Here is a 25,935-nt window from a genome sequence, read left to right as displayed (position 1 = left end):
CCACGGCACTGGTGCCGGGTCGCGCACAGCCTATGCGGACGTGAGCCCTGCGTGCAGCACGCGACGCCGGTCAACCTGCACCGACGCCGCCGCAGCGGCGCCAGGTCAGCCCTCCTCGGGCGCGAGCGGGGTCGCGAACCGCGGCTCGGGCACCGTGCGGGTCGCCGGGATGCTGAGCTCGTCCTGCTGCACCGCCGTCGGGCGCCCCCCGTCGTTGCGGATCGTCGCGAACGCCCCGCCCGGGATCTCCATCGCGTTGCCCATCGTCGCCGGGTCGCCGATCACGAGCCACCGGTACGGCGGCTCGACCGCGACGCCGTCGACCACGACGCCCCGCCCCTCGCCCTCGACGACGTAGCTGCTCGCCGTGATGCGCAGGTCGTTGAGCTGGACGGCCTCGGCGCCCGCGTTGCGCAGCTCCTCGAGCAGGTTGAGCAGCGACCGGGCCGCGACGACGCCGTCCGGGTCCGTCACGGTGATGGTCAGTCCCGGGCCCTCGGCGGGGAGCCGGCCCGCGAGGATGCCCTGCGTCGCGGCGCTGCTCATCGCGGCGTCCAGCGCGGCCTGGCTGCTCGTCGAGCCGGTGAGCAGCTTCTGGCGCGTGCGCTCGAGGGAGTCCGCCTCCCGCTCGAGCTCGTCCCCCTGCCGGGTCGTCTGGTCGAGGATGCCGACGAGCTCGGACTGCCGCAGCGTCGAGAGCCCCTCGTCGTGCGTCTGGCGGACCTGCACGACGACCGCGAAGCCGAGCATCCCGCACAGCACGCCCGCGAGGACCTGGGCCCGGTTGGCGCGCGGGCGCAGGCTGCGGCCGAGCGTGCGCCACGCCTCGGGGGGCTCGGCACCGGCGGGCGCGGGCGCGGCGTGCTCCGGTGCCGGGGCGGGCGCCGTCGCACCGGTCGGCCCCGGCTCGCGCTCGTCGACCGGGGTGCCCGGCACCGGGCGAGCGGGCACCGACGGGGCGTGCTCGCCGTCGTCCGACGACGGGTCGGACGGGTCGGCCGGGTCCTCGACGGCCGGGTCCGGGTCGGGCGGGGCGGAGTCGTCGTGGGGCAGCCCGTGCGGCTGCCTGTCGTCCGGACTCGGGCCCGGTGTCGGCGCGATGTCCGGGACCTCCGCGTCGCGCTCGTCGGCGGGGGTGGGCGGGACGCCCGCGTCGAGCGCATGCCCGGCGCGCGGCCCGTGGTCGGAGGTGCGCGCGCCGTGCGGCCCGGGCTCGTGGTGGTCGTGCGGGCCCGTGTCGTCTCCGGGGCCCGGGTCAGCGGCGTCGTGGTCGAGGAGCGCGCCGGGGTCGTCGCCCGAGATGGGGTCGACCTCGTCGGGCCGTCCGGGGAGCTCGAGGGGCGGCCAGGAGAGCCGGGCGCCGGGCGCGGAGGCCTCCCACGGGTCGACCCCGGGCGGGAGCGCCGGCCTGGGGACCGCGTCGTCGTCCGCCTCGGTCGTGTCGTCGTCGTGGGCACCCGCAGCGGCGTCCGGCAGCCAGCCGGACGAGCAGGCGGGCTCGTCGTCGGTGACGAGCGGAGGGGGCTCGACGCGCGGCACCAGCCGGGTGGGGGGCGCTGTCTCGTCGCCCGGAGTACCGACCAGAGCGCCGGCACCCTGCACGCCGGCACGCTCGTCGTCCTGCGGGTCGTCATGGCGCTCGGGCACCTCGAGCGCAGCGGCGCGGGCCGCCCGTTCCCACGCTGCCTCGTCGGACGGCACGTCGTTGCGCCGCTCGTCCGCGACCGTGTCGTCCGGCACCGTGTCGTCCGGCCCCGCGTCGTCGGGGGCGAGGCCGTCCGGCACGGCGTCGTCCGGGGCGAGGCCGTCGGCGGCGAGGTCCTCAGGCGCCGGATCGTGCGGCGCGAGGCCGTCGGGCCCCACCTCGCCGGACCCGACCTCGCCGGGCTCGACCCCGTCGGTCACGAGGTCGCGCGGTCCGGACGCCCCGCCGGTCCGGGCAGGCAGCGCGACGGGTCCGGTGCGGGCGTCGACCGGCTCGTCGGACTCGGGTGCGCGCGTCATGCCTTGAACAGGTGGCGACGGATGGACGCGGCGTTGGAGAAGATCCGGATGCCGAGCACGACGACGACGCCGGTCGAGAGCTGCGTGCCGACCCCGAGCTGGTCACCGAGGAACACGATGAACGCGGCGACCACGACGTTGGACAGGAACGACACGAGGAACACGCGGTCGTCGAAGATCCCGTCGAGCAGCGCGCGCAGGCCGCCGAACAGCGCGTCGAGCGCCGCCACGACCGCGATCGGCAGGTAGGGCTGCAGTCCCACGGGCACCGTGGGCTGCACGAGCAGCCCGGCGACGACGCCGACGACCAGGCCGATCACTGCGATCACGGACAGCTCCTCCTCGTGCGCGTCATCCCCCGGACCCCGCCGGGTCCTGCTGCTCGTCCGTCACGGTACCCGTCGGCGTGCCCGTCCCGACCGGGCCCTGCGTCGCGCCACCCAGGAGGGGGACGCCGAGGGGCACGCTCGCGGACCGCAGGCCGGGGCGCGCGGCGGACGGGAGCTCGAGCTCGGACTGCGACGAGATGTCCACCCCGATGCCCCAGCTCACCGTCAGGTCGCTCAGGTACGTGCCGACGCTCGACCGCGCGAGACCGGTGTGCAGCTTCTGCGTGTCGCCGATCGCCTCGACGACGTAGGGGCCCGACAGCGGCACGAGGTCGACGAGGATCGCGCTGCCGGCGCTGCGGATCGCGGTCGTCGACGTCAGGCGCTGGCCGTCGACGGCGATCGCCTCCGCGCCGACCGCCCACAGCCCGTTGACGAGGATCTGCAGGTCCTGGTCCTGGACCCGCGAGAGCGCCTCGTCCCCCGGCGCTCGCGGAGGTCCGTCCTTGATCGTGATCCGTAGGCCCGGCCCGGTGACCGGGACCGCACCGGAGACGAGGGAGTCGGCGGCGATCCGCTCGAGCAGCTCGGTGTCCTCCGCGGCGAGCACTGCGGCCTGCAGCTCCGCGATCTCCCGGCTGCGGTCGGCGTTCTCCTCACGCAGCCGCTCGACCGCAGCCGTCCGCTCGGTGATCTGCTCCTCGAGCAACGAGCGGGCCGCGAGCACCGACGGCTCGGGCGCCCGCAGCGCGAGGGTCGCTGCGGTCGTCGCCAGCCCGAGCCCGACGGCGGTGAGCAGGAGCACGACGCGGCGCGGCGTGGAGCGCGGGGGGTCGCCCTGGCTGCGGCGGCGCTCGGCGACCATCGCGTAGCCGGGGTCCAGCGGGCGCCGGATCACCTCGTTGAGCAGCGTCATCGACGCGTCCGCCACCCGGGGCACGGTCGGCACGGGTGCGGGACGGTGCCGGGACGTCATGCGCCGGTGCGCCCGTCGACGGCGAGCAGCCGACGCGCCTGGACGACGTAGATCAGGCCGGCGAACCAGTAGAGCGCGATCCCCCACCAGGCGAACGCCCACCCGAGGACGTAGGAGACGGTCCCGATCGGTGCACGCCACTCAGCGAGCAGCAGGAGCGGGAACGCATAGAGCAGGGCGAACGTGCCGGCCTTGCCCGCGAGGTGGACGGGGAGCGGGCCGTAGCCGTGCCGCGCGACCACGGCGAACAGCCCGAGCAGGAGGACGTCGCGCGCCACGAGCACGGCGACCAGCCACCACGGCACGAGGTCGCGCCACGCCAGCCCGAGCAGCGTCACGAGGATGAAGAGGCGGTCCGCCGCCGGGTCGAGCATCTGGCCGAGCTTCGAGACCTGGCCGAGGCGCCGCGCGAGCACCCCGTCGAGCCAGTCGCTCGCACCGGAGACCGCGAGGACGACCAGGGCCCACCCGTCGTTGCCGACCGCGATGAGGACCGCGAACACCGGCACGAGGACCAGCCGCACGAGGCTGATCACGTTCGGGACGGTCAGGACGCGATCCGAGACGGCACCCTGCTCGGTCACTGCCTCCCCTGACGTCGACCCGGATGGACGGGGACGATCCTATGGTGCCGGTGCGTGGGCACGGACCGGCACACGCGGTGATCAGGTGGACGACGTGAGCAGGTGTCGGGTCAGGCCTCCGCGAGGGCGTGCCGGACACCCGGCCGGTCGGGTCAGGGGCGCGCAGGCTCCGCGGCCCGCACGTCCGCGTCGAGCGTGAAGCGGACCTCGCGCGTGTCGACGTCGGCCCGCACCAGCCGCACCCGGACGCGCTCCCCGACGGGGAGGTCCTCGCCGTCGCACCGCGCCACGACGGCGGGGTCGGCGAGCTGCACGGTGTCGTGGTCGAGCGCGACACCGTCGAAGACCGTACCGACGTGCAGCGCCAGCACGGCGGCCTCGACGACGTCGGTGCACGCGCGGTCCACCGCGGACGACCGCCGCGCGGCCGTCGCCATCTCCTCCCCGAGCGTGGGCAGCGCGGCCGTCACCCACTCCGGGACCGGCGTCCCGGCGTGCGCCGCGAGGCTGACCTCGAGCCCGTACCGGTCGACGAGCCGGCGCAGCGGCGCGGTCACGTGCGCGTACGGCGCCGCGATGGCGCCGTGCAGCGGCTGCGCGGGCGGAGTGCCGTCGAACGGCGTCCAGGCCGCACCGCGGAACAGCGCCGTCGCCGCGGAGAGGAACGCGGCCGTCCCCGGCTCGGTGTGGTCGAGCCGCGCGAGGACGTCGCCGTACTCCTCGCCGTCGGCCCACGCCACCCCGAGCGCGCGTGCCTGCCGCCGCAGCCGGGCGAGCGCCTCGGCGTCGGCCGGGGGCATCGTCCGCAGGATCCCGGCGCCGGCGTCGAGCATCAGCCCCGCGGCAGCCATGCCGGTCAGCAGCGAGATCTGCGCGTTGTGGTCCTCGACCGGCAGCGGCGCGCGGTACTCGAGACGCCAGCCGGTGCTGTCGGGCACGACCTCCTGCTCCGGGCGCCCGAGCGAGACGCCGCCGCGGGCCCGCTCCTGCCGGGCGCGCAGCGTGCCGATCTCGGCGAGCAGCGCCGGCAGGTCGTCGCGGCCCGCCGAGGCGAGCTGCGCCTGGACGCCGGCGTAGTCGAGCTGCTCGCGGCTGCGCACCCGTCCCCGGCGCACGTCGGTCGACGCCACCGCTCCCTCGGCATCGAGGTCGAAGGTCCACACCACGGCGAGCCGCTCGACGCCCGCGAGCAGCGACGCCGCACCCTCGGACAGCTCCGCGGGGTGCAGCGGGATGCGCCCGTCCGGGCAGTAGACGGTCTCCCCGCGCCGGTGCGCCTCCGCGTCGATGGCGCCGCCGGCCCGCACGAACGCGGCGACGTCCGCGATCGCGTACCGGACGCGGTAGCCCGTGCCGCGGCGCTCGAGGTGCACCGCCTGGTCGAGGTCGGTCGACCCCGGCGGGTCGATGGTCACGAACGGGACGTCGCGCAGGTCGGTCCGCTCGCCGTCGTACGGGTCCTGCGTCGACGTCGCGGCCGCGTGGGCCTCGGCGAGCACGTCGGCGGGCAGCTCCTCGGGCACCTCGAGCTCCCGGCGGACGGCGGCGAAGGCCCCGCGCAGGACGTCACCGTCGGCGGCCAGGGTCAGCGATGGTCTCGGCACGCCCTCACAGTAGGGCCGGCCCGCGGGGCCCGCCGGGCGCCGGGCGGCGTGCCCACGCGGCGGTGCTGGGCGCCGCGCCCCGGTGCGCGGTGCGCCGCCTCCGCGTGCGGCGTCCCGAGCGAGCCCGGGCGCTGTGCCGGACGGGGCGCTGTGGTTCGCTGGGTGGGTGAGCCACGTCAACGACCCCGAGGTCATCCGCCGGCTCCTGACGACCCCGGCGCGCTGGGCGGTCGTCGGGCTGTCCACGAACCGTGCGCGGGCCGCGTTCGGCGTCGCGGCCTACGTCCAGGGCACGCTCGGCCACGAGATCGTCCCGGTGCACCCCCGGGCGGAGACCGTGCACGGCGCCGCCGGGTACGCCGCGCTCGCGGACGTCCCCGGGCGGGTGGACGTCGTCGACGTCTTCGTGAACTCGCGGCTCGCGGGCGCCGTCGTCGACGACGCGATCGCGGCCGGGGCGGGCGCGGTGTGGCTCCAGCTCGGCGTCGTCGACGAGGAGGCGTCGCAGCGCGCGCTCGCCGCGGGTCTCGACGTCGTGATGGACACGTGCCCCGTGATCGAGGGGCGGCGCACCGGCCTCGTCTGACGCTGCCCCCGGGCCCCCGGCACTGCTCGCGGCGTCGCGTCGGAGGACCGCGCGAGGTCCCCGTGTGCCCGACGTCACCCCCGGTCCCCACGCCAGGACGGCGGTGGCCCGGTAGGCTGGGATCACCCCCGGAGTTTGTCGCGCTTCCCTCGTGTGTCTGTGCCGGTGTCCGCACCGTCGATGTGTTCGGGACAAGCGACCTCCTGGACGGCCCCCCTGGCCGGCCACGACGCCACTCCCCCGCACACGATCGGTGATCCCACATGACCTTGACCGACCCCACGCTGCCCGCGACCTCCCCCACCGGCCCCGCCTTCGCCGACCTCGGCCTGCCCGAGGCGCTCGAGCGCGCGATCGCCGACCTCGGCTTCGAGATCCCCTCCGCGATCCAGGCCGAGGCCATCCCGGCGCTCCTCGCCGGCCGCGACATCACGGGCGTCGCCCAGACCGGCACCGGCAAGACCGCCGCGTTCGGCCTGCCGCTCCTCGCCGCGATCGACCCCGAGCTGCGCCAGGTGCAGGCGCTCGTCCTGACCCCGACGCGCGAGCTCGCGATGCAGGTCGCCGAGGCGATCGAGTCCTTCGCGCGGCACCTGCCGGGCGTCGAGGTCGTCGCCGTGTACGGCGGCTCGCCGTTCCTCCCCCAGCAGCGCGCGCTGGCCCGCGGCGCCCAGATCGTCGTCGGCACGCCCGGCCGCGTCATGGACCACCTCGACCGGCGCACGCTGCGCCTCGACGACGTGCGCTTCCTCGCGCTCGACGAGGCCGACGAGATGCTCCGCATGGGCTTCGCGGAGGACGTCGAGAAGATCTTCGCGTTCGCGCCGGCCCAGCGTCAGGTCGCCCTGTTCTCCGCGACGATGCCGCCCGCGATCCGCCGCGTCGCCGCGCACCACCTGACCGACCCGGTCGAGATCACCGTCTCGCGCCAGTCGTCGACCGTGACCGACATCCGCCAGACCTACGCGGTCGTGCCGTTCCGGCACAAGACCGGTGCGCTCGCGCGCGTCCTGGCCGTCTCGGACGCCGAGGCCGCGATCGTCTTCGTGCGGACCCGCGGCGCGGCCGAGGAGGTCGGCAGCGCGCTCGTCGAGCGCGGCATCCCCGCGGCGTACATCTCGGGCGAGGTCGCGCAGGGTGACCGCGAGAAGATCGTCGAGCGCCTGCGCAACGGCACGCTCGACGTGCTCGTCGCGACCGAGGTCGCTGCGCGCGGGCTCGACGTCGACCGCATCGGGCTCGTCGTGAACTTCGACGTCCCGACCGAGCCCGAGGCGTACGTGCACCGCATCGGCCGCACCGGCCGCGCCGGGCGCACGGGTGAGGCGCTCACGTTCGTCACGCCGAGCGAGCAGCACCGCCTGCGCGCAATCGAGCGGACGACCCGCCAGCGCCTCGAGGAGATCCAGATCCCCTCGCCCGCCGACGTCTCCGCGCACCGCGTGACCAAGCTGCTCGGGCAGGTCGAGGAGCGCACCGCGCTCGGCCGGCTCGACCTCTACCGCACCGCGGTGAGCGAGTACCTGGGCGCGAACCCGGGCGTCGACCCGGTCGAGCTCGTGGCGGTCCTCGCGGCGCTCGCGGTCGGCGACACCGGCCCGAGCGCACGCCCCACGCAGGGTGACGACATGGACGACGCGCTCTCGCGGGCGTCGCTCAGCCCCGAGCGCGACGGCCAGCGGTCGTCGGCGTCGGGCTCCGGCCCGCGGCGGACCAGCCACCGTCCCGACGGTGCGCTCCGCTACCGCATCGCGGTCGGGCACACGCACGGCGTGCAGCCGGGCGCGATCGTCGGTGCGCTCACGAACGAGGGCGGGCTGACCGGCAAGGACCTGGGGAAGATCGACATCTTCCCGAGCTTCTCGCTCGTCGAGATCCCCGGCGGCCTGACGCCCGAGGCGTTCGACCGCATCGGGCGCGCGCGCGTCGCGGGCCGTCCGATGCGCATCCGGGTCGACGAGGGACCGGGCCCGCGCAGCGGCCAGGGCGCCTCGCGACCGACCGGCCCGAGCACGCACCGGGGCGAGCGTCGTCCCGAGAACCGCTCGGACTCGCGCGAGCGCCACGCCCGCCCGCACGCCGCCCGCTGAGCCCGCGGGCCTTCGGCCCGACACTCGGCGAACGACCTCCCCGGCCCCCGGCCGCCCTCGATCAGCGCACGGTCGAGCGGCGCCGCGGGTCGGGCTGCGTCTGCGCCCGGAGCAGCGCGATGTCCGCCTCGCGCAGGGCGTCGTCGGCGTCGTGGAAGCGCTGGATGCTCGACAGGACCCCGACGGCGACGTCGACGCCGAGGTCGGTCCGCACGTGCGTCAGGAGCTCCTCGACGCGCACCGGGTCACCGCCGGCGCCCACGTCGTCGAGCAGCACCGCGAACTCGTCCTGGCCGAGCCGCGCCGCCGAGTCGCCCTCGTGCAGCGCTCGCCGCAGCCGGCGCACGACCTCCCGACGCACCTCGACGTCGCCGTCGCCCAGCTCGGTGCCGTCGTCGCGCAGCGGGTGCCCCGGCTCGGCGACCACCCGCAGCAGCACGACCGTGCAGTCGAAGTGCCCCGAGCGGCGGGTGCGTTTGATCGCGGCGCCCAGCCGGTCGAGGAACAGCATGCGGTTCGCGAGCCCGGTCTCGGGGTCGCGCAGCGCGTTGCGGCGCAGCGCGAGCTCCTGCTCCTTGCGCTCGGTCATGTCGACGAGCGCACCGACGAGGCGGGCCGGGCAGCCGGCGTCGTCGAGCACCGTGACCGCGCGGCACATCATCCAGCGGTAGTCGCCCGACGACGTGCGCACGCGGTGCTCGAGCTCGAGCGGCGTGCGGGCACCACCGAGCTGAGCGGCGATCGACGCCGAGAGCTCGTCGCGGTCGTCGGGGTGCACCCGCTCGAGCCACTCGGTCGGCGAGGAGCCGATCTCGTCCTCCTCGTAGCCGAGCGTCTGCTTCCACCGGGGCGAGTAGTAGACCGTGCCCGCGGAGACGTCCCAGTCCCACGTGCCGTCCTGCGCCGCCATCGACGCGAGCGCGTACCGTTCCTCGCTCGCCCGGACGGTGTCGGCCAGCGCTCGCTCCCGGGCCGCCGCCTGCTCGAGCGCGCGGCGCTGGTCCCGCAGCGAGGCCACGAGCCGCTCCTGGTCGAGCGCGACCGCGAGCAGCGCCGCCCAGTGGTTGTACTTGTCGCGCGCGCTCGTCATGCGCGTCTCGACGTTCCCGTCGATCGCGAGCAGGCCCCAGTCGCTCCCGCCGAACGTCACGGGGATGACGAACGTGAGCTCGGTGCTCCCGATCGTCCCCGCCCGCGTCAGCGCCGGCGGCGGGAACTGGCTCGCGGGCGTGCGCAGTCCGATGAGGCGCGAGAGCGTGCCCGACGTGTCGTTGACGCCGACGATCTCGATCTCCCGGTCGCCCGGGGACCGCTCGTGACCGACCCACAGGCCCAAGCACGCCGGCCCACGCACGGCCCGTGGGAGCCAGGTGAGCGCGCGGGGGCTCGGCCCCTTGCCGCGCAGGAGGTCCATGTCGACCTCGTACTGGTCCGCGATCGTCCGCTCGAGGTACCCGCTGCGGGCGAGCATCGGGCGCGTGCAGCCCTTGGTCAGGGTCAGCAGCACCTCGGTCGTCACGCGACGCAGCACGGGGTGCCGGTCGGACGTCGGTGGGAGCGCGCCCATGAGCTCGCTCTCGAGGTCCCGGACCGCCGAGACGAGCTGCTCGAGCGCCTCGGGGTGCGGTTGCAGCGCGGACGTGAGGTCCGCCAGGCGACCGAGGGCGACCCCGGACGGCGCCGAGCCGCGCTCCGCGGCCGCGGCGACCGGGTCGACCACCGCGTGCAGCCAGCTCGTGCGTGCCTCGTCGCCCGCACGCCGGGTTCCGGCGGCCGCAGACGGACCTGCGAAACCGGTGTCGGACAGGCGCCGCAGCCGCGCCCGGGCCGGCGTGGAGCCGTACGTGTCGAGCGAGCCGTCCTCGTGGCACGCGTCGGGCGTCGTGCTGGGCTCGCCGCACCCGCACGACTCCCGGGTCACGAGCGTCGCCGGCGCCCGGTGCGCACCCGTTGCGACCTCCTCGCCGCGCAGCCGCGCGAGCAGCAGCTTGACGGCGAGCTCGCCGACACGGTCGTTGTGCGGGTCGACCGTCGACAGGCGCGGGACGAGCCGGGCGCCGCTCTCGGTGTGGTCGAACCCGACGACCGCCTGGTCCCGCGGCAGGACGAGCCCGCTCGCGCGCAGCGCCCGCAGGAAGCCGATCGCGTTGCGGTCCGTCGCCGCGATCGTCGCCGTGGTCGGCACGCCCGCCGCGAGGAACCGGGCCGCCGCGTCCGCGCCGCCCTGCTCGTGGTTGTCGACGGTCTCGTAGAACCACTCGGGGTCCGGCTCGACGCCGTGCTCGGCGAGCGTCGCGCGGTACGCCTCGTAGCGCTCGCGGATGTCGCGCTGGGCGAGGCTGCCGACGAACGCGATGCGCGTGTGGCCGTGCTCGAGCAGGTGCTCGACGGCCGCGCACACGCCGCCCGCGTTGTCGGGGACGACCACGGGCGCGGGGAGCTGCGTCTCGTCCTCGCTGATCATGACGACCGGGCGGCCCCACTCCTGCACCGACGCGAGCCGGTCGTGGCGCACCGCCTTCGCGATGATGATGATGCCGTCGACCGCGCCGAGCGCGACCGGCACCTCGAGCAGGGGCTCGTCGGGGTAGCGCTCCCGGTCGAGGCCCGCGGGGTAGGTCTGCACCGCCACCACCCGGTGACCCGACGTGCGTGCCGCGCGGGAGACGCCCGCGATGAGCCCGCCGAAGTAGAAGCCCCCGACGACCGGGGACAGGACGCCGATGGTGCGCCGAGCGCTCGCCGCCACCGGGCCGCGCCGAATCGTGCCCATGCACACTCCTCGTCCACGTCATCGGAGCCGAGACGATGCGCTCGCACGCATCGGGCGACACACTAGGCGATTGTGGTCACACCCGCAGCAGACAGCCCAGGATCGCTCTCCCGCCGCCCCACGATCTCCGACGTGGCGCGCGCGGCAGGGGTCTCGATCGCCGTCGTCTCGTACGCGCTGAACGGCAGGCCGGGGGTCTCGGCGGCGACGCGCGAGCGCGTCCTGCGGGTCGCCGACGAGTTCGGGTGGCGCCCGAGCGCGGCGGCGCGCTCGATGCGGACCGGTCCACGAGCCGTTGGTCTCGTGCTCAGCCGCGGGGCGGGGGCCGCCGCGCACGCGACCTCGTTCCTCGACTTCGTCACGGCGACGCAGGACGTCGTCGCGCAGCGCGGGCTGGCCCTCGTGCTCCAGATCGTGGACTCCGCCGAGGCCGCCGTCACGACGTACCGCGAGTGGTGGGCCGAGCGGCGGTTCGACGTCATGGTCGTCACGGACGTCCTGACGCAGGACCCGCGCGTCGAGGCGCTGCGCCGCATGCGCGCACCCGCCGTGGTGCTCGGGCCGCCGTCGGTCGCGCAGGGGCTCGCGTCGGTCTCGCTCGACGAGGACGAGGCGTACACGCGCGTCGCGAACTACCTGCTCGAGCTCGGCCACCACGACGTCGCCGCGGTCACCGCACCGGCGACGCTGCACCGCACGCGCCTGCGCCTGGACGCGCTGGGGCGGGCGATGGACGCGGTCGGCGGCCGGCTCGTGCACGAGCCGACGAACGCCACCCCCGAGGAGGCGGCCGCGGCCACGCGGCGGCTGCTGACGGCGCCGGTCCCCCCGTCGGTCATCGTGTACGACTCGGACCAGATGGCGGTCGCGGCACTCGACGTCGCCCGTCGCACGGGGCTCGAGGTGCCGTGGGACCTGTCGATCCTCGCGGGCAGCGACTCGGCGCTGTGCCGGCTCGCGACGCCCTCGATCACGACGCTGCCCCTGCCGCTCGGTGACCTCGGCACGGCGGCGGGCGAGGCCGTGCTGGCGGTGCTCGACGGCACCGCGGACATCGAGCGCACGGTGCCGATCGGCGGCATCGCGGTGCGCGGGAGCACAGGGCCGCGCTCGCGCTGACGGCGCACGACGACGCACCGGGGGCGGGCGTCCGCGGCAGGGATGCCCTGCTGCGGGTGGCCTTTCCCGGTGTTCGGCGTGGCCTCGGCGCCGGCCGCGTGAAGGTCACGATTAGGTAACGCGGAAACGCCTAATCGCTTCACCCGCTGCCCGGCCTGCGGCGCCGCGTGTGAGGTTCACGGCAGTCGCCGAGGACTCACCCCGGGCGACTCGTGCCTGGGCCCTCCTGCTTGGGACCGGCACGCCGATCCCAACCCGGAGGACCGTGTGTCCAAGATCCCCAAGCGGCTGAGGGCCGCCACCACCGCCGCAGCTGCAGCGGCGCTCGTCGTCGCGCCGCTGACCTTCGTCGCCACCGGCGCCCAGGCGGCCGAGGCGCACGTCGACAACCCGTACGCGGGTGCGACGCAGTACGTGAACCCGACCTGGTCCGCTGCGGTCGAGGGCGCAGCGACGCGCGTCTCGGACCCGGCGCTCGCCGCGAAGATGCGTGCGATCAAGAGCATGCCGACAGCCGTGTGGATGGACCGCATCAGCGCCATCAACGGCAACGCGGACGGGAACGGGCTGAAGTTCCACCTCGACAACGCGGTGGCCCAGAAGAAGGCCGGCACCCCGCTCGTCTTCAACCTCGTCATCTACGACCTGCCGGGTCGCGACTGCTTCGCGCTCGCCTCGAACGGTGAGCTGCCCGCCACGGACGCCGGGCTCGCGCGCTACAAGACCGAGTACATCGACCCGATCGCGGCGCTCCTCGCAGACCCGAAGTACCAGGACATCCGCGTCGCGGCGACGATCGAGCCGGACTCGCTGCCGAACCTCATCACCAACATCGCCGAGCCGACGTGTGCGACCGCGGCTCCGTACTACCGCGAGGGCGTCAAGTACGCGCTCGACAAGCTGCACGCGATCCCGAACGTCTACAACTACATCGACGCGGCCCACTCGGGCTGGCTCGGCTGGGACTCCAACGCGGGTCCGGCGGCCAAGCTCTTCGCCGACGTCGCCAAGACGACCAAGGCCGGCTTCGCGTCGATCGACGGCTTCGTCACCAACACGGCGAACTCGACCCCGCTCGAGGAGCCGTTCCTGACCGACCCGACCAAGCAGGTCGGCAGCGGCCAGGTCCGCTCGTCGAAGTACTACGAGTGGAACCCCGACTTCGACGAGATCGACTGGACGGCGCACCTGCACCGCCTGCTCGTCGCCGAGGGCTTCCCGGCCACCACCGGCATGCTCATCGACACGTCGCGCAACGGCTGGGGCGGTGCTGCCCGTCCCACCGCCGCGTCGACGAGCACGACGCTCGACACCTATGTCGACCAGTCCCGCATCGACAAGCGCACGCACCGCGGCGCCTGGTGCAACCCGCTCGGTGCCGGTATCGGTGAGCGCCCGAAGGCGACGCCGTCCGGCTACGCCGCCTCGCACCTCGACGCGTTCGTCTGGATCAAGCCTCCGGGCGAGTCCGACGGTGCCTCGTCGGAGATCGCGAACGACCAGGGCAAGCGGTTCGACCGCATGTGCGACCCGACGTTCAACTCCCCGAAGCTCGCCGGCGCGCTCACGGGCGCCACGCCCAACGCCCCGCTCGCGGGTCAGTGGTTCGAGGAGCAGTTCGTCACGCTCGTGAAGAACGCCTACCCGGTCATCGAGGGCAACGGCACGGTCGACCCGACCGACACCGTCGCCCCCACGGTGCCCTCGGGCGTCACGGCCGGTGCGGTGACGAACACCTCGGTCGCACTCTCGTGGACCGCCTCGACCGACGCTGTCGGCGTGGCCGGTTACGACGTCTACCAGGGCACGACGCGCGTCGGCACCTCGGCGACGACGAGCTTCACGGTGACCGGTCTGACGGCCAACACCGCCTACTCGTTCACCGTCCGCGCCAAGGACGCCGCCGGCAACGTCTCGTCGCCGTCGACCGCGGTCTCGGCCCGCACCACGAACGACACGACGGTCCCGCCGCTCGACACGACCGCTCCCACGGCGCCTTCGGGCCTCGTGGCCGGCACGGTCACGCAGAACTCGGCCGCGATCTCCTGGACCGCCTCGACCGACGCGGTCGGCGTCACGGGCTACGAGATCTTCAACGGCACCACGTCGGTCGGCACCTCGACCACGACGAGCTTCACCGCGACCGGCCTCACCGCCGCCACGGCGTACTCGTTCACCGTCAAGGCCAAGGACGCGGCGGGCAACGTCTCGGCGTCGTCGACCGCGCTGTCGGTCACCACGAAGCCGGCCGACACGGTCCCGACCGGTGGCTGCTCGGTCACCTACTCGGCCAACAGCTGGAACTCCGGCTTCACGGCCTCGGTCAAGGTGAAGAACACCGGCACCACGCCGCTGGCCAACTGGAAGCTGACGTTCTCGTTCGCGAACGGCCAGACGGTCCAGCAGGGCTGGAGCGCCACGTGGAGCCAGTCGGGCACGGCGGTCACCGCCACCGGCGCGTCGTGGAACTCCACGCTCGCACCGGGCCAGAGCGTCGACATCGGCTTCAACGGGAACCACTCGGGCACGAACAACGCCCCGACCGGGTTCGCGGTCAACGGTGCGGCCTGCACGAACGGCTGACACCGCAGCCCCCCGTGCGTGGTCCCCGCTCCTCGCGAGCGGGGACCACGCACGGCCCCCGCTCCCCACCTCCCCCGGTCGCACCGCGGCCCACCCCGTACCCCGGAGGTACTCCGTGTCACTCGCTCCCTGGTCGACGGCTCCCCGTCGCGTGCGCGCCGCCGTGTCGGCGCTCGCCGCGGCCGCGGTCGTCGCCGCCCCGCTGGTTCTCGCCCCTCCGGCGCAGGCCGCGCCCGCGCAGGACTGGCTCCATGTCGAGGGCAACCAGATCGTCGACGAGGCGGGCCAGGAGGTCTGGCTCACGGGCGTGAACTGGTTCGGATTCAACGCGAGCGAGCGCGTGTTCCACGGTCTGTGGTCCGCGAACCTCGAGCAGACGACGAAGGCCATGGCGGACCGCGGCCTCAACGTCGTGCGCGTGCCGATCTCCGCGCAGCTGCTCCTCGAGTGGTCCCAGGGCAAGACCGTCGCGGCGCCGAACGTCAACACGTTCGCGAACCCCGACCTGGTGGGCCTGAACAACCTCCAGATCTTCGACCGGTTCCTCGAGCTGTGCGAGAAGTACGGCCTCAAGGTGTTCCTCGACCTGCACAGCGCCGAGGCGGACAACTCCGGGCACGTGTACCCGATGTGGTGGAAGGGCTCGATCACCACCGAGAAGGTCTACGAGGCGTGGGAGTGGGTCACCGCGCGGTACAAGACCAACGACACGATCATCGGCGCGGACGTCAAGAACGAGCCGCACGGGTCCTTCTCCGAGCCCGAGTTCGCGAAGTGGAACGACACCACCGACGCGGACAACTTCAAGCACTTCGCGGAGACCGCCGGCAAGCGGATCCTCGCGATCAACCCGAACCTGCTGATCTTCGTCGAGGGCACCGCGGTGTACCCGAAGGACGGCGCGAGCTGGACCTCGAAGAACAAGGACGACTGGTACAACACGTGGTGGGGCGGCCAGCTGCGCGGCGTCGCCGACCACCCGATCGACCTCGGGGCGAACCAGGACCAGCTCGTGTACTCCCCGCACGACTACGGCCCGCTCGTGTTCGAGCAGCCCTGGTTCACGGGCACGTGGGACGCGACGACGCTCGAGCGCGACGTGTGGGACCCGAACTGGCTGTACATCCACAAGCAGGACATCGCTCCGCTGCTCATCGGTGAGTGGGGCGGGTTCATGGACGGCGGCCCGAACCAGAAGTGGATGACGGCGCTGCGCGACCTCATCGCGAAGTACCGCCTGCACCACACGTTCTGGGTCCTCAACCCGAACTCGGGCGACACCGGCGGCCTCCTCGGGAACGACTGGGTCTCGTGGGACGAGGCCAAGTACGCGCTGGTGAAGCCGGCGCTGTGGGCCGAGGGCGGCAAGTTCGTCAGCCTCGACCACCAGGTCAAGCTGGGCGGCGCGGCCAGCACCACGGGCATCTCGCTCAGCGAGGCGACGGGCGGCGGCGGCGAGCCCGCGGACACCACGGCGCCGTCGGTCCCGACCGGCCTCACCGTCGCGGCGACCACCGCCTCGAGCGTGTCGCTGACCTGGACCGCGTCGACCGACGCCGGCTCGGGCGTCGCGGGCTACGAGGTGTACCGCGGTGCGACGCGCGTCGGCACGTCCACGACGACGTCGTTCACCGCGACCGGCCTCACCGCCGACACCGCCTACTCCTTCACCGTGCGGGCCACCGACCGCGTCGGCAACATCTCGGCCGCCTCGGCCGCCGTGGCCGCACGCACGAGGACCGGGACCACCCCGACCGACACGACGGCGCCCAGCGTGCCGACGGGTCTGCGGGCCGGCACGGGGACGTCGACGTCGGTGGCCCTCGCCTGGGACGCCTCGACGGACGAGGCGGGCGGCAGCGGGGTCGCCGGGTACGACGTGTACCGCGGCACGACGCTCGTCGGCAGCAGCACGACGACCATGCTCGGGGTGAGCGGGCTCAGCCCCGCCACGGCGTACACGTTCACCGTCCGCGCCAAGGACGCCGCCGGGAACGTCTCGGCCGCGTCGGCGCCGGTCGCGGTGACGACCCCGCCGGACCGGGCGACGGGTGCGTGCGCGGTCCGGTACACCGCGAACGGCTGGAACGCCGGCTTCACGGGGACCGTCCGGCTCACCAACACCGGCACCTCGGCCCTCTCGAGCTGGACGCTCGGGTTCGCGTTCCCGTCCGGCCAGACGGTGACGCAGGGCTGGAGCGCGACGTGGGCGCAGACCGGGACCGCCGTCACCGCGACGTCGCTGCCCTGGAACGGCACCGTCGCTCCGGGCGCCAGCGTCGAGGTCGGCTTCAACGGCGCCCACGGCGGCACCAACACCGCACCGACCGCGTTCACGCTGAACGGCGCGACGTGCACGGCCGGCTGACCGCCGGCCCCTGAACGCAGGTGCGGGGGGCGGGCGGATCGCCCCCCGCACCTGTTCCCACGTGTCACCCTCCCGTGATCTCCGGGTGACAGCACGAGGCCCCGCGCGACCGGACCCCCACCGGTTGCGCGGGGCCTCCTGCGTGCGCCCCCGCGGCGCGCGCGGGTTCTCCCCGGCGACGCGTCAGACCCGGGCGAGCTCGCCCTCGAGCGCGGCGACGAAGCCGTCGACGTCGTCCTCGGTCGTGTCGAACGAGCACATCCACCGCACCGAGCCCGTCGCGGGGTCCCAGTCGTAGAACCGCCGCACCTCGCGCAGCCGCTCCGCGACCGGCGGCGGGACGACCGCGAACACGGCGTTCGCCTGCGTGGGCAGCATGAGCGTGACGCCGTCGAGGCGCTCGACGCCGGCGCGCAGCCGGGCCGCCATCGCGTTGGCGCGCCGGGCGGAGCGCAGCCACAGGTCGTCCTCGAAGAGCGCGACGAGCTGGGCGGACACGAACCGCATCTTCGACGCGAGCTGCATGTCGATCTTGCGCAGGAACTCGACGCCCGTCACGGCCGCGGGGTCGAGCACGACGACGGCCTCGCCGAACATCGCGCCGTTCTTGGTCCCGCCGAGCGACACGAGGTCGACGCCCGCGTCGGTCGTGAACGCGCGCAGCGGGACGTCGAGCCACGCGGCGGCGTTGGCGATCCGCGCGCCGTCCACGTGCACGCGCATGCCGAGGCCGTGCGCGTGCTCGGTGATCGCGCGCACCTCCTCGGGCGTGTAGGTCGTCCCCAGCTCCGTCGACTGCGTGAGCGACACGACGCCCGGCTGAGCACGGTGCTCGTCGCCCCAGCCCCACGCGTGCCGGGCCACGAGCTCGGGGGTGAGCTTGCCGTCGGGCGTCGGGACGGTCAGGAGCTTGAGCCCGCCGACGCGCTCGGGGGCGGCGTTCTCGTCGGTGTTGATGTGCGCGGTCTCGGCGCAGATCACGGCGCCCCAGCGCGGGAGCGCGGACTGCAGCGCGAGCACGTTGGCGCCGGTGCCGTTGAACACGGGGTACGCGTGCGCGTCGCCGCCGAAGTGGTGGGCGACGACCTCCTGGAGGCGCGCGGTGTACGCGTCGCCGCCGTACGCGGTCTGGTGACCGCCGTTCGCCGCCGCGATCGCGGCGAGGACCTCGGGGTGCACCCCGGCGTAGTTGTCGGACGCGAGCTCGCGCCGCTCGGTGTCGTGCAGTCGGTTCACGCGTCCCAGTCTCCCCCACGCCGGTCGGTCGTCCGCGCGGGGCGGGCGCGACCGGGCGTCGCGACGGGCCGGGGTGCTCAGTGCGTGGCGCTGCGGGCGGCGCGGCAGTCGGCGCACGTGCCGACGAGCTCGATCGTGTGCTCCACGTCGACGAACGCGTGCGCCGCGGCGATCTGGTCGGCCCACGTCTCGGCCGCGGGACCGTCGATCTCGACGGTTCGCCCGCAGTACCGGCACACGAGGTGGTGGTGGTGGCTGCCGCGGCGCTCGCACCGGCGGTACACGGACTCGCCGTCCTCGCTGCGCAGCACGTCGACCTCACCGCTCTCGGTGAGCGACTGCACCGCGCGGTAGACGGTCGCGAGGCCCGTGGACGACCCCCGCGCCCGCAGGAGCTCGTGGAGCTGCTGCGCGCTGCGGAACTCGTCGAGCCCGTCGAGGAGCGCGAGGATCTCCGCGCGCTGGCGCGTGTTGCGCTGGATCACGGCCACGGGTTTCCTCCGTCCGGGTCACGCGGCGGGCTGGGGCACGGCGGGGACGACCCCGCCGCACGGAAGATTCTAGGCGAGCGGCCCGCGGGCACCCGGGTCGGGGGCGTGCGCGGGCACGGCTCGGGCCCCCGTGCGGTCAGCACGAGGGCCCGGACCGGGTCCGGGCGCCCGGATGCGGCGCCCGAGGGGACGACTACTTGGCGACGGCGCGCTTGAGCGCGCTGCCGGCCGTGAGCTTCACGCGGTAGCCGGCCGGGATCTCGAGCTTCTCGCCGGTCTGGGGGTTGATGCCGGTACGAGCGGAACGGTCCGCACGGGAGACTGCGAGCAGCCCGGGGATGGTGACGCTCTCGCCGGCGGAGAGCTGCTCGACCAGGACCTCCTGGAAGGCCTTGAGCGCCGCGTCGGCGGCGGTGTTGGTCAGACCCGCCTTGGCGGCGATGGCCTGGACGAGCTCGGTGCGGTTCACGCTCACGGGATGTGCTCCTTGTAGGTCGGACGTGCCTGCCCGGGCGACACGCCCGGACGTTCAGGCCGCACCCGTGGCGGCGGGGTGGGGACCCCTCCGCCGTCGGCCTGTCGCGGACGACCTTAGTGGCCGCTCAGGCTCGCGCACGCCAGGACGGGCGTCGAGCGCGTCACCCGACGCGCCGTTCCGCGCGGTCGAGGAGCCGCTCGACCGGCCACGTGCACACGATCCGCTCGGGCCCTAGGTCGTGCTCGACGGCGCGCTCGCACCCCGCGACCTGCCAGTCGAGCTGCCCGGGGGCGTGCGCGTCCGAGTCGATCGAGAAGACGCAGCCGGCCTCGATCGCGACGTCGAGCAGCGCGTGCGGCGGGTCGAGCCGGTCGGGGCGGCTGTTGATCTCGACCGCGACGCCGTGCTCCGCGCACGCCTCGAAGACCGCACGCGCGTCGAACTCGCTCTCGGGCCGTGGCCGGCCGGTCAGGCGGCGGCCCGTGCAGTGCCCGAGGACGTCGGTGCGCGGGTCGCTGACCGCCGCGACCATGCGCCGGGTCATCTCCTCGCGCCCCATGCGCAGCTTCGAGTGCACCGACGCGACGACGACGTCGAGCTCGTCGAGCAGGTCGGGGTCCTGGTCGAGGGTCCCGTCGTCGAGGATGTCGACCTCGATGCCCGTGAGCACCCGGAACGGCGTCACCGCACGGTTGAGGGCCGCGACCTGCTCGAGCTGGACGCGCAGCCGTGCCGCGCTCAGGCCGTTCGCGACCGTCAGGCGCGGCGAGTGGTCCGTGATCGCCAGGTACTCGTGGCCCAGGTCGACCGCCGCGAGCACCATCTCCTGCAGCGGGCTCGACCCGTCGCTCGCCTCGGTGTGGGAGTGCAGGTCCCCGCGCAACGCGGCCCGGAGCGCCGCCCCGGGACCGGCGTCCGACGCGCGCGTCCCGAGACGCTGCTCGAGGTCCGCGAGGTAGTCGACGGCTCCCCCGGCGGCCACGTCCGCCGCGACCTGCGCCGTGCGGGCGCCGACGCCCGGGAGGTCCGTCAGGGTCCCGGCGGCGACCCGGGCCGCGACCTCGTCGGCCCCGAGCCGCTCGACCGCGCGCGCCGCCCCACGGAACGCCTCGGCCCGGTACCCGCTCTCCTGCGCCCGCTCCAGCAGGAACGCGACACGCCGCAGCGTCGCGACGACCCGCTCGCGCAGGTCGCCCGTCGAGGCGTGCCCCACGGCCTCAGGACGCCCGACGACGCGACGCCGCCTTCGCGGGCTCCTTCGCCGCGCCCGACCGCGCGGTCGACGCGCGCTTCTTCGGTGCCGCCGGCTCGCCGTCGTCGTCGGCCTTCGCGCGGCGCGACCTCGTGCTCGCCGCGGGGGCGTCGTCCTTCGCGCTCGCGGACGCCTTCGACGCGCGCTTCGCCGCGGGCTTGCGCCCGGCACCGGGGTCGCCGTCCTCGTCCGACGACGACGCACGCGCGCGCTTCGCGGGTGAGGTCTCCTCCGTCGCCTCCTCCGTGTCCGCCGCCGCTCCCCCACGCCCCGCGCGCGCCTTCTCGACGCTGCGCTGCAGCGCAGCGAGCAGGTCCACGACCTCGCCGCCGGTGCTCTCGTCCTTCGCCGCCGTCGCCGGGACCTGGCGCGTGCTGCCCGAGGAGACCTTCGCCTCGATGAGCGCCTCGAGCGCCGCCTGGTAGGAGTCCTCGAAGCCCGACGGGTCGAAGTCCCCCGCGAGGGACTCCACGAGCGAGGAGGCCATCGCGAGCTCCTGCGGGCGCACCGTCACGTCGGTGTCGAGGATCGGGAAGTCCGCCTCGCGCACCTCGTCCGGCCACAGCAGCGTCTGCAGGCAGATCACGTTGTCCCGCACCCGCAGCACGGCCATCGACTCGCGCTGCCGCAGCGCGACCTTGACGACCGCCATCCGGTCGCTCGCCTCGAGCGCCTCGCGCAGCAGCGCGTACGGCTTCGCCGACGTCTTCTCCGGCTCGAGGTAGTACGTCTTGGCGAGCAGGATCGGGTCGACCTGCTCGGCGGGCACGAACTCGACGACCGAGATCTCGCGCTCGGTCGCGAGCGGGAGCTCCGCGAGGTCCTGGTCGGTCAGCACGACGAGCTCGCCCTCGTCGGTCTCGTAGCCCTTGGCGATGTCGCTGAACTGGATCGTCTCGCCGCACACGCTGCACACCTTGCGGTAGCGGATCCGCCCGCCGTCGTCGCGGTGCACCTGGTGCAGCGGGACCTCGTGCTCGCCCGTGGCCGCGTAGAGCTTCACCGGGACGTTGACCAGACCGAAGGCGACGGCACCCTTCCAGATGGCACGCACCGACGACCACCTCCTCGAGCTCCGTGACGCGCAGCCTCGCCGGTCCGCAGAGCGCGCTCGAGCGCGCGCCGAACACGGCCTACCTGGGCAGGATGGACCCGTGCAGCCCATGCTCGCCACCCCTACGACCTCCGGGTCACCCCTGCCGAGCGGCCCGGACTGGGCGTTCGAGATCAAGTGGGACGGGGTCCGCGTGCTCGCCGACACCACGAGCGGGCGCCTGCGGCTGCACGCACGCAGCGGGCGGGACGTCACCGTCGCCTACCCCGAGCTCGCCGCGCTCGCGGGCGTCCCCGGCGCGGTGCTCGACGGCGAGGTCGTCGCGATGGCCGACGGGATCCCGTCGTTCGAGGCGCTCGCCTCCCGCATGCACGTGCGCGACGCGGCCCGCGCGGCGGCGCTCGCGCAGCAGCTGCCCGTCAGCTACCTCGTGTTCGACGTCCTGCAGCTGTACGGCGTGGACGTGACCCGCCGGACGTTCGACGAGCGTCGCGCGACCCTCGAGCGCCTCGACCTGCCGGCGCCCGCGACGCTGTCCCCGGTCTACCCCGACGGCCCCGAGCTCTGGGAGGTCACGCGCGCGCACGGGCTCGAGGGGGTCGTCGCCAAGCGCCGGTCCTCGACGTACCAGCCCGGGCGACGTTCACCCGACTGGCTCAAGGCGGCGCACCGCTCGACCCGCACGGCGCTCGTCGCGGGCTGGCGTCCCGAGACGACGGGCTCCGGGCGGCTCGGCGCGGTGCACCTGGCCGCCCCCGCCGCCGACGGCCGGCTGCGCTACCTCGGTCGCGCCGGCAGCGGGCTCGCCGGGGAGCTCGGGCGGGAGCTGCGGCGGCTGCTGGAGCCGCACGCGCGCGCCGGCTCGCCGCTCGACGACGAGATGGCGACCGTCGACCGGCGCGACACCCACTGGTGCGAGCCCGTGGTGCAGGTCGACGTCGCGTACCTGGGCCGCACGGGCTCGGGACGGCTGCGTCACCCCGCCGTCCGGGGGGTGCGCGACGAGGTGCCGGTCGACCCGTGGGAGGACCTGTGACGCCGCAGGGTGACGTCCAGGTCGTCGACGTGGGCGGGCGTCCGGTGCGGCTGACGCACCTCGATCGCGTCATGTACCCGTCGACGGGGACGACGAAGGGCGAGGTGCTGCACTACGTCACGCAGGTGGCACCCGCGCTGCTGCGGCAGCTGCGGGACCGGCCGGTGACCCGCATCCGGTTCACGGGCGGCGTCGACGGCGAGACGTTCTTCGAGAAGAACCTGCCCGCGTCGGCGCCCGACTGGGTCCGGCGCCAGACGCTGCGGGCCGCACCCGGGGCCGACGACGAGGGCAAGGAGCTGACCCTGCCCTTCCTCGACGACCTCGCGTCGCTCGTCTGGGCGACGAACCAGGGCGCGCTCGAGCTGCACACCCCGCAGTGGCGCGTCGGACCGCGCGGCGGCGTGCGTCACCCCGACCGGCTGGTGATCGACCTCGACCCCGGGCCGCCCGCGGGGCTCGACGCGTGCGCCGAGGTGGCCCTCCTCGTGCGCGAGCGGCTGCGTGCCGACGGGCTCGCGTGCCTGCCGGTGACGTCGGGCAGCAAGGGCATGCAGCTCTACGCGCCGCTGCCGGGGCGGCGCAGGGTCATGGAGGTCCGCGCGTACGCCCGCGACGTCGCGCACGAGCTCGCGGCGGCCCACCCCGACCTCGTCGTCGCGATCATGCGCAAGGAGCTGCGCGGCGGGAAGGTCCTGCTCGACTGGAGCCAGAACCACCCCGCCAAGACGACGATCACGCCGTACTCGCTGCGCGGGCGCGAGCGGCCGTCCGTCGCGGCACCGCGCCGGTGGGACGAGATCGGCCCCGGGCTCACGCAGCTGGGTCCCGACGAGGTCGTCCGTCGGCTCGAGGAGGACGGCGACCCGCTCGCCTGACCGGGGTGCGGCCGTCGCCCGGGATGGGATGCTGACCGCATGCTCGAGGCGCTCACCGGCACGGGCCTGGCCACCGCGGCGGGCCTCAACGCGTACGTCCCGCTGCTCGTCATCGGGCTGCTGGGTCGCTGGACCGACCTCGTGGACCCGCCGGTCGGCTGGGAGTGGCTGTCGAACGAGTGGGTCCTCGTCGTGCTCGGGGTGCTCCTGCTGCTCGAGGTCGTCGCGGACAAGATCCCCGGCGTCGACTCGGTCAACGATGTCGTCCAGACGGTCGTCCGCCCCGCTGCCGGCGGCATCGCCTTCGGTGCGGGCTCGACCTCGCAGACCGCCGTCGTGAGCGACCCGGGCGCGTTCGTCGAGTCGGGCCGGTGGGTTCCCGTCGTGATCGGGATCGTGCTCGCGCTGGTCGTGCACGCGGCCAAGGCGACCGCCCGGCCGGTGCTCAACGCCGCGACGCTCGGGATGGGTGCCCCGCTGGCCAGCACGGCCGAGGACGCGACGAGCGTCGGCCTGTCGTTCGCCGCGATCCTCGCTCCGGTGCTCGTACTGCTGCTGCTCGTCGGGCTCGGGTTCGTGTGGTGGCGCCTGCGGCGACGCCGGGCGGCGCGTGCGCGGACCGGCGTCGAGGCCGACGGGGCACCGCCGCCGCTCGTCGGCTAGGAGACGCGCGACGCCGCGCGTCACGCCGTGGTCGTCCTGGGCCGGCGGGACGCGGCCCCGCCCGAGCCGGGCACCTCGACGGTGCGAGGGTTGAGGCCGGAAGCGAGGCTTCACGCCAGGAGCGAGGCTCCCGGCCGGGCGCGAGGGATCAGGCCGGTGGCTCGACGGCTCGCAGGGCGAGCCCGTCGAGGAGCAGCGCGAGGCCGAGCTCGAAGCGCTCCCCCGCGTCGTGCCCGGTCTCGGCGCCCGCCGGGGCCCCGGCCACGAGCTGCGCGTGCGCCTGCTCGTGCGCGGTGTGCCCGAGCACGTAGTGCACGAGCGCGGCCGCGCCGGCGGCCGCCAGCGCCTGCGGGACGCCCGCCGCACGGATGCGGTCCGTGAGCGCCGAGACGGTGGGGTCCTGGTCCGAGCGCAGCGCGTAGGCCGTCGCGACGACGTCGGCGCCGTCCCGGTGCCCGAGGAGCGTGCGGCGCAGGGCGCGCGCCCAGCCGGCGACCCCCGCGAGGGCCTCCGGGGCGGCCGAGGCATCCGGGGAGACACGGTCCTCCGGCGCGTCGAGCGCGTCCGGCGCGGCCGGCGCGAGCCCGGGAGCGTCGGCGGTCGTGAGCCCGGGAGCGTCGCCGGTCGTGAGCGCCGGGAGGTCGGCGACGATCGCGTCCGCGACCTCCGCGAGCAGCGCCTGCTTGTTCGCGACGTGCCAGTACAGCGCCCCGGGCTGCACGCCGAGCGACGTCGCCAGGCGACGCATCGTGAGGTCGCCCAGACCGTACTCGTCGAGGATCTCGAGCGCGGCCGCGACGACCTGGACGCGACTGAGGGCCACGCTCCCTCCCCTCCAGACCGTCGGTCACGCGCAGCGACCGGACCGGCTGCGCGCCTTGACGCTACTGCAGGCCGACGCTAACTTGAACGCCGTTCAGGTCGCCTGAACGATGTTCAATCGTCCGGAGGCCCGGTGGACAGGACCTCGCACGATCGCAGACGCCGGGCGGTCGTCGAGGGGGCGGCGACCGAGCGGACGGCGGTGGACGACGCTCCCCCGCCGGTCGTCGCGCGCCGGCCCGGCGCGGGCACCGCACTCGGCCGAACGCTTGACCCCGTCCCTCCCGACCACCACCCGCACCGACCCGAGGAGCCCCATGACCACCGTGAGCCTGTCCGCACCACGCCCGCACGTCCTCGCCGACCTCGTCCCGGCGGTGCGGGCCCGAGCGGCCGTCGACGCCGCGCTCGTGGTCACGGGGACGCTCTTTATCGCGGCGTTCGCCCAGCTGACCATCACGCTGCCGTTCACCCCGGTCCCGATCAGCCTCTCGACGCTCGCCGTGCTGCTCGGCGGCGCCGCGCTCGGTGCCCGGCGCGGCGCCCTGAGCGTGCTGCTCTACATCGCCTGCGGCGTCCTGGGTGCCCCGTTCTACGCGGACGGGAACAGCGGCTGGGCGATCGCGTCGTTCGGCTACATCCTCGGCTACCTCCCGGCGAGCGCGCTCGCGGGCTACCTCGCCCGGCGCGGCGCCGACCGCGGGCCGGTCCGGGCGTTCGGCGCCGTCGTGCTCGCCTCCGCGGTCGTGTACCTCGGCGGGGTGCCGTGGCTCATGGCCTTCCTCGACGTCGACCTCGCGACCGCCGCGCAGCTCGGGGTGTGGCCGTTCCTCGTCGGCGACACGATCAAGGCCGTCCTCGTCGCGCTCGCCCTCCCGGGCGCCTGGCGCCTCCTCGGACGGCACACCGGCACCCTCGCAGCGGCCCCCGGACCCGCCGCCGCCGGACCCGACGACCAGGGCTGACCCGCCACCGCGAGACCCGCCTCCGCCCGCCCGCGACGCGCCCA

21 protein-coding genes are annotated in these 25,935 nt (G+C 74.8%); 9 read left to right on the top strand and 12 right to left on the bottom strand.

What is annotated here, in order from left to right; translation table 11 throughout:
* Window positions 1-105 precede the first annotated feature (105 nt).
* From CCE01nite_RS21375 to CCE01nite_RS13375, 5 genes are all read right to left on the bottom strand, one after another.
* Window positions 106-2,004, bottom strand: coding sequence for a DUF881 domain-containing protein (locus CCE01nite_RS21375; RefSeq protein ID WP_170223975.1), 1,899 nt, complete (start codon window positions 2,002-2,004; stop codon window positions 106-108).
* On the bottom strand, window positions 2,001-2,333 hold the full coding sequence (locus CCE01nite_RS13390; RefSeq protein WP_034628570.1) for a small basic family protein: 333 nt from the start codon (window positions 2,331-2,333) through the stop codon (window positions 2,001-2,003). The genes CCE01nite_RS21375 and CCE01nite_RS13390 overlap by 4 nt, the downstream gene beginning before the upstream one ends.
* A gap of 22 nt (window positions 2,334-2,355) precedes the next feature.
* A complete protein-coding gene (locus CCE01nite_RS13385; RefSeq protein ID WP_169744005.1) occupies window positions 2,356-3,264 on the bottom strand; it encodes a DUF881 domain-containing protein in 909 nt (302 codons plus the stop codon).
* A 41-nt stretch (window positions 3,265-3,305) separates the two neighbouring features.
* The gene (clsA, locus tag CCE01nite_RS13380) at window positions 3,306-3,893 is read right to left on the bottom strand and encodes a cardiolipin synthase ClsA (protein WP_034628572.1); all 588 of its coding nucleotides are present in this window, start codon (window positions 3,891-3,893) and stop codon (window positions 3,306-3,308) included.
* Window positions 3,894-4,045: 152 nt separating this feature from the next.
* Window positions 4,046-5,497 carry an RNB domain-containing ribonuclease gene (locus CCE01nite_RS13375; RefSeq protein WP_052103973.1) on the bottom strand — a complete coding sequence of 484 codons (1,452 nt, stop codon included), beginning with the start codon at window positions 5,495-5,497 and terminating at the stop codon, window positions 4,046-4,048.
* 166 nt (window positions 5,498-5,663) lie between these two features.
* Between CCE01nite_RS13375 and CCE01nite_RS13370 the strand changes: the two genes are divergently transcribed.
* Window positions 5,664-6,083 carry a CoA-binding protein gene (locus CCE01nite_RS13370; protein WP_034628613.1) on the top strand — a complete coding sequence of 140 codons (420 nt, stop codon included), beginning with the start codon at window positions 5,664-5,666 and terminating at the stop codon, window positions 6,081-6,083.
* Window positions 6,084-6,346: 263 nt separating this feature from the next.
* Entirely contained in the window at window positions 6,347-8,173 is a 1,827-nt protein-coding gene (locus CCE01nite_RS13365) for a DEAD/DEAH box helicase (protein ID WP_052103975.1), read from the top strand.
* 61 nt (window positions 8,174-8,234) lie between these two features.
* Here the strand turns inward: CCE01nite_RS13365 and CCE01nite_RS13360 are convergent, their stop codons facing one another.
* On the bottom strand, window positions 8,235-10,946 hold the full coding sequence (locus tag CCE01nite_RS13360) for a substrate-binding domain-containing protein (RefSeq protein ID WP_034628574.1): 2,712 nt from the start codon (window positions 10,944-10,946) through the stop codon (window positions 8,235-8,237).
* 132 nt (window positions 10,947-11,078) lie between these two features.
* Between CCE01nite_RS13360 and CCE01nite_RS13355 the strand changes: the two genes are divergently transcribed.
* From CCE01nite_RS13355 to CCE01nite_RS13345, 3 genes are all read left to right on the top strand, one after another.
* Window positions 11,079-12,065: a LacI family DNA-binding transcriptional regulator gene (locus CCE01nite_RS13355; RefSeq protein WP_246056543.1), complete on the top strand. Its 987-nt coding sequence runs from the start codon at window positions 11,079-11,081 to the stop codon at window positions 12,063-12,065.
* Window positions 12,066-12,332: 267 nt separating this feature from the next.
* Window positions 12,333-14,648 carry a glycoside hydrolase family 6 protein gene (locus CCE01nite_RS13350; RefSeq protein ID WP_052103977.1) on the top strand — a complete coding sequence of 772 codons (2,316 nt, stop codon included), beginning with the start codon at window positions 12,333-12,335 and terminating at the stop codon, window positions 14,646-14,648.
* A 115-nt stretch (window positions 14,649-14,763) separates the two neighbouring features.
* Window positions 14,764-17,016, top strand: coding sequence for a cellulase family glycosylhydrolase (locus CCE01nite_RS13345; protein WP_034628576.1), 2,253 nt, complete (start codon window positions 14,764-14,766; stop codon window positions 17,014-17,016).
* A gap of 183 nt (window positions 17,017-17,199) precedes the next feature.
* Here the strand turns inward: CCE01nite_RS13345 and CCE01nite_RS13340 are convergent, their stop codons facing one another.
* The 5 genes from CCE01nite_RS13340 to ku form a co-directional block, all read right to left on the bottom strand.
* Window positions 17,200-18,252, bottom strand: a complete 1,053-nt coding sequence (locus CCE01nite_RS13340; protein WP_034628578.1) for a threonine aldolase family protein — start codon at window positions 18,250-18,252, stop codon at window positions 17,200-17,202.
* A gap of 77 nt (window positions 18,253-18,329) precedes the next feature.
* Window positions 18,330-18,734 carry a Fur family transcriptional regulator gene (locus CCE01nite_RS13335; RefSeq protein WP_052103983.1) on the bottom strand — a complete coding sequence of 135 codons (405 nt, stop codon included), beginning with the start codon at window positions 18,732-18,734 and terminating at the stop codon, window positions 18,330-18,332.
* A 202-nt stretch (window positions 18,735-18,936) separates the two neighbouring features.
* Window positions 18,937-19,218: an HU family DNA-binding protein gene (locus CCE01nite_RS13330; protein WP_034628582.1), complete on the bottom strand. Its 282-nt coding sequence runs from the start codon at window positions 19,216-19,218 to the stop codon at window positions 18,937-18,939.
* Window positions 19,219-19,381: 163 nt separating this feature from the next.
* Window positions 19,382-20,434 (bottom strand): PHP domain-containing protein, encoded by a 1,053-nt coding sequence (locus CCE01nite_RS13325; RefSeq protein WP_211254540.1) that lies wholly within the window; start codon window positions 20,432-20,434, stop codon window positions 19,382-19,384.
* Window positions 20,435-20,438: 4 nt separating this feature from the next.
* Window positions 20,439-21,527 (bottom strand): non-homologous end joining protein Ku, encoded by a 1,089-nt coding sequence (ku, locus tag CCE01nite_RS13320; RefSeq protein WP_034628584.1) that lies wholly within the window; start codon window positions 21,525-21,527, stop codon window positions 20,439-20,441.
* A gap of 109 nt (window positions 21,528-21,636) precedes the next feature.
* Between ku and CCE01nite_RS13315 the strand changes: the two genes are divergently transcribed.
* Genes CCE01nite_RS13315 through CCE01nite_RS13305 form a run of 3 tightly spaced genes read left to right on the top strand, consistent with a single transcriptional unit; the run spans window position 21,637 to window position 24,104 of the window.
* On the top strand, window positions 21,637-22,563 hold the full coding sequence (locus CCE01nite_RS13315; protein WP_307722743.1) for an ATP-dependent DNA ligase: 927 nt from the start codon (window positions 21,637-21,639) through the stop codon (window positions 22,561-22,563).
* Window positions 22,548-23,441: a non-homologous end-joining DNA ligase gene (ligD, locus tag CCE01nite_RS13310; RefSeq protein WP_246056542.1), complete on the top strand. Its 894-nt coding sequence runs from the start codon at window positions 22,548-22,550 to the stop codon at window positions 23,439-23,441. The genes CCE01nite_RS13315 and ligD overlap by 16 nt, the downstream gene beginning before the upstream one ends.
* Before the next feature lie 39 nt (window positions 23,442-23,480).
* A complete protein-coding gene (locus CCE01nite_RS13305; RefSeq protein WP_034628591.1) occupies window positions 23,481-24,104 on the top strand; it encodes a DUF4126 domain-containing protein in 624 nt (207 codons plus the stop codon).
* 148 nt (window positions 24,105-24,252) lie between these two features.
* Here CCE01nite_RS13305 and CCE01nite_RS22415 read toward each other — a convergent pair whose 3' ends face one another.
* Window positions 24,253-24,927, bottom strand: a complete 675-nt coding sequence (locus tag CCE01nite_RS22415) for a TetR family transcriptional regulator (protein ID WP_052103979.1) — start codon at window positions 24,925-24,927, stop codon at window positions 24,253-24,255.
* A 316-nt stretch (window positions 24,928-25,243) separates the two neighbouring features.
* On the opposite strand from CCE01nite_RS22415, the gene CCE01nite_RS13295 reads away from it, so the two are divergent.
* The gene (locus tag CCE01nite_RS13295) at window positions 25,244-25,891 is read left to right on the top strand and encodes a biotin transporter BioY (protein WP_052103981.1); all 648 of its coding nucleotides are present in this window, start codon (window positions 25,244-25,246) and stop codon (window positions 25,889-25,891) included.
* Window positions 25,892-25,935 lie beyond the last annotated feature (44 nt).

It is taken from the genome of Cellulomonas cellasea (genome assembly GCF_006538745.1).
GTDB classification, from domain to species: Bacteria; Actinomycetota; Actinomycetes; order Actinomycetales; family Cellulomonadaceae; genus Cellulomonas_A; species Cellulomonas_A cellasea.
The sequence above is the reverse complement of the archived record's forward strand: the minus strand, read 5'-3'. Positions and strand labels throughout refer to the sequence as shown.

What these genes read in the sequence shown, in the direction of transcription:
- CCE01nite_RS21375 (WP_170223975.1), bottom strand. Translation starts at nt 2,004, where the DNA reads ATGACGCGCGCACCCGAGTCCGACGAGCCGGTCGACGCCCGCACCGGA.
- CCE01nite_RS13365 (WP_052103975.1), top strand. Translation starts at nt 6,347, where the DNA reads ATGACCTTGACCGACCCCACGCTGCCCGCGACCTCCCCCACCGGCCCC.
- CCE01nite_RS13360 (WP_034628574.1), bottom strand. Translation starts at nt 10,946, where the DNA reads ATGGGCACGATTCGGCGCGGCCCGGTGGCGGCGAGCGCTCGGCGCACC.
- CCE01nite_RS13315 (WP_307722743.1), top strand. Translation starts at nt 21,637, where the DNA reads ATGCTCGCCACCCCTACGACCTCCGGGTCACCCCTGCCGAGCGGCCCG.
- CCE01nite_RS13305 (WP_034628591.1), top strand. Translation starts at nt 23,481, where the DNA reads ATGCTCGAGGCGCTCACCGGCACGGGCCTGGCCACCGCGGCGGGCCTC.
- CCE01nite_RS13295 (WP_052103981.1), top strand. Translation starts at nt 25,244, where the DNA reads ATGACCACCGTGAGCCTGTCCGCACCACGCCCGCACGTCCTCGCCGAC.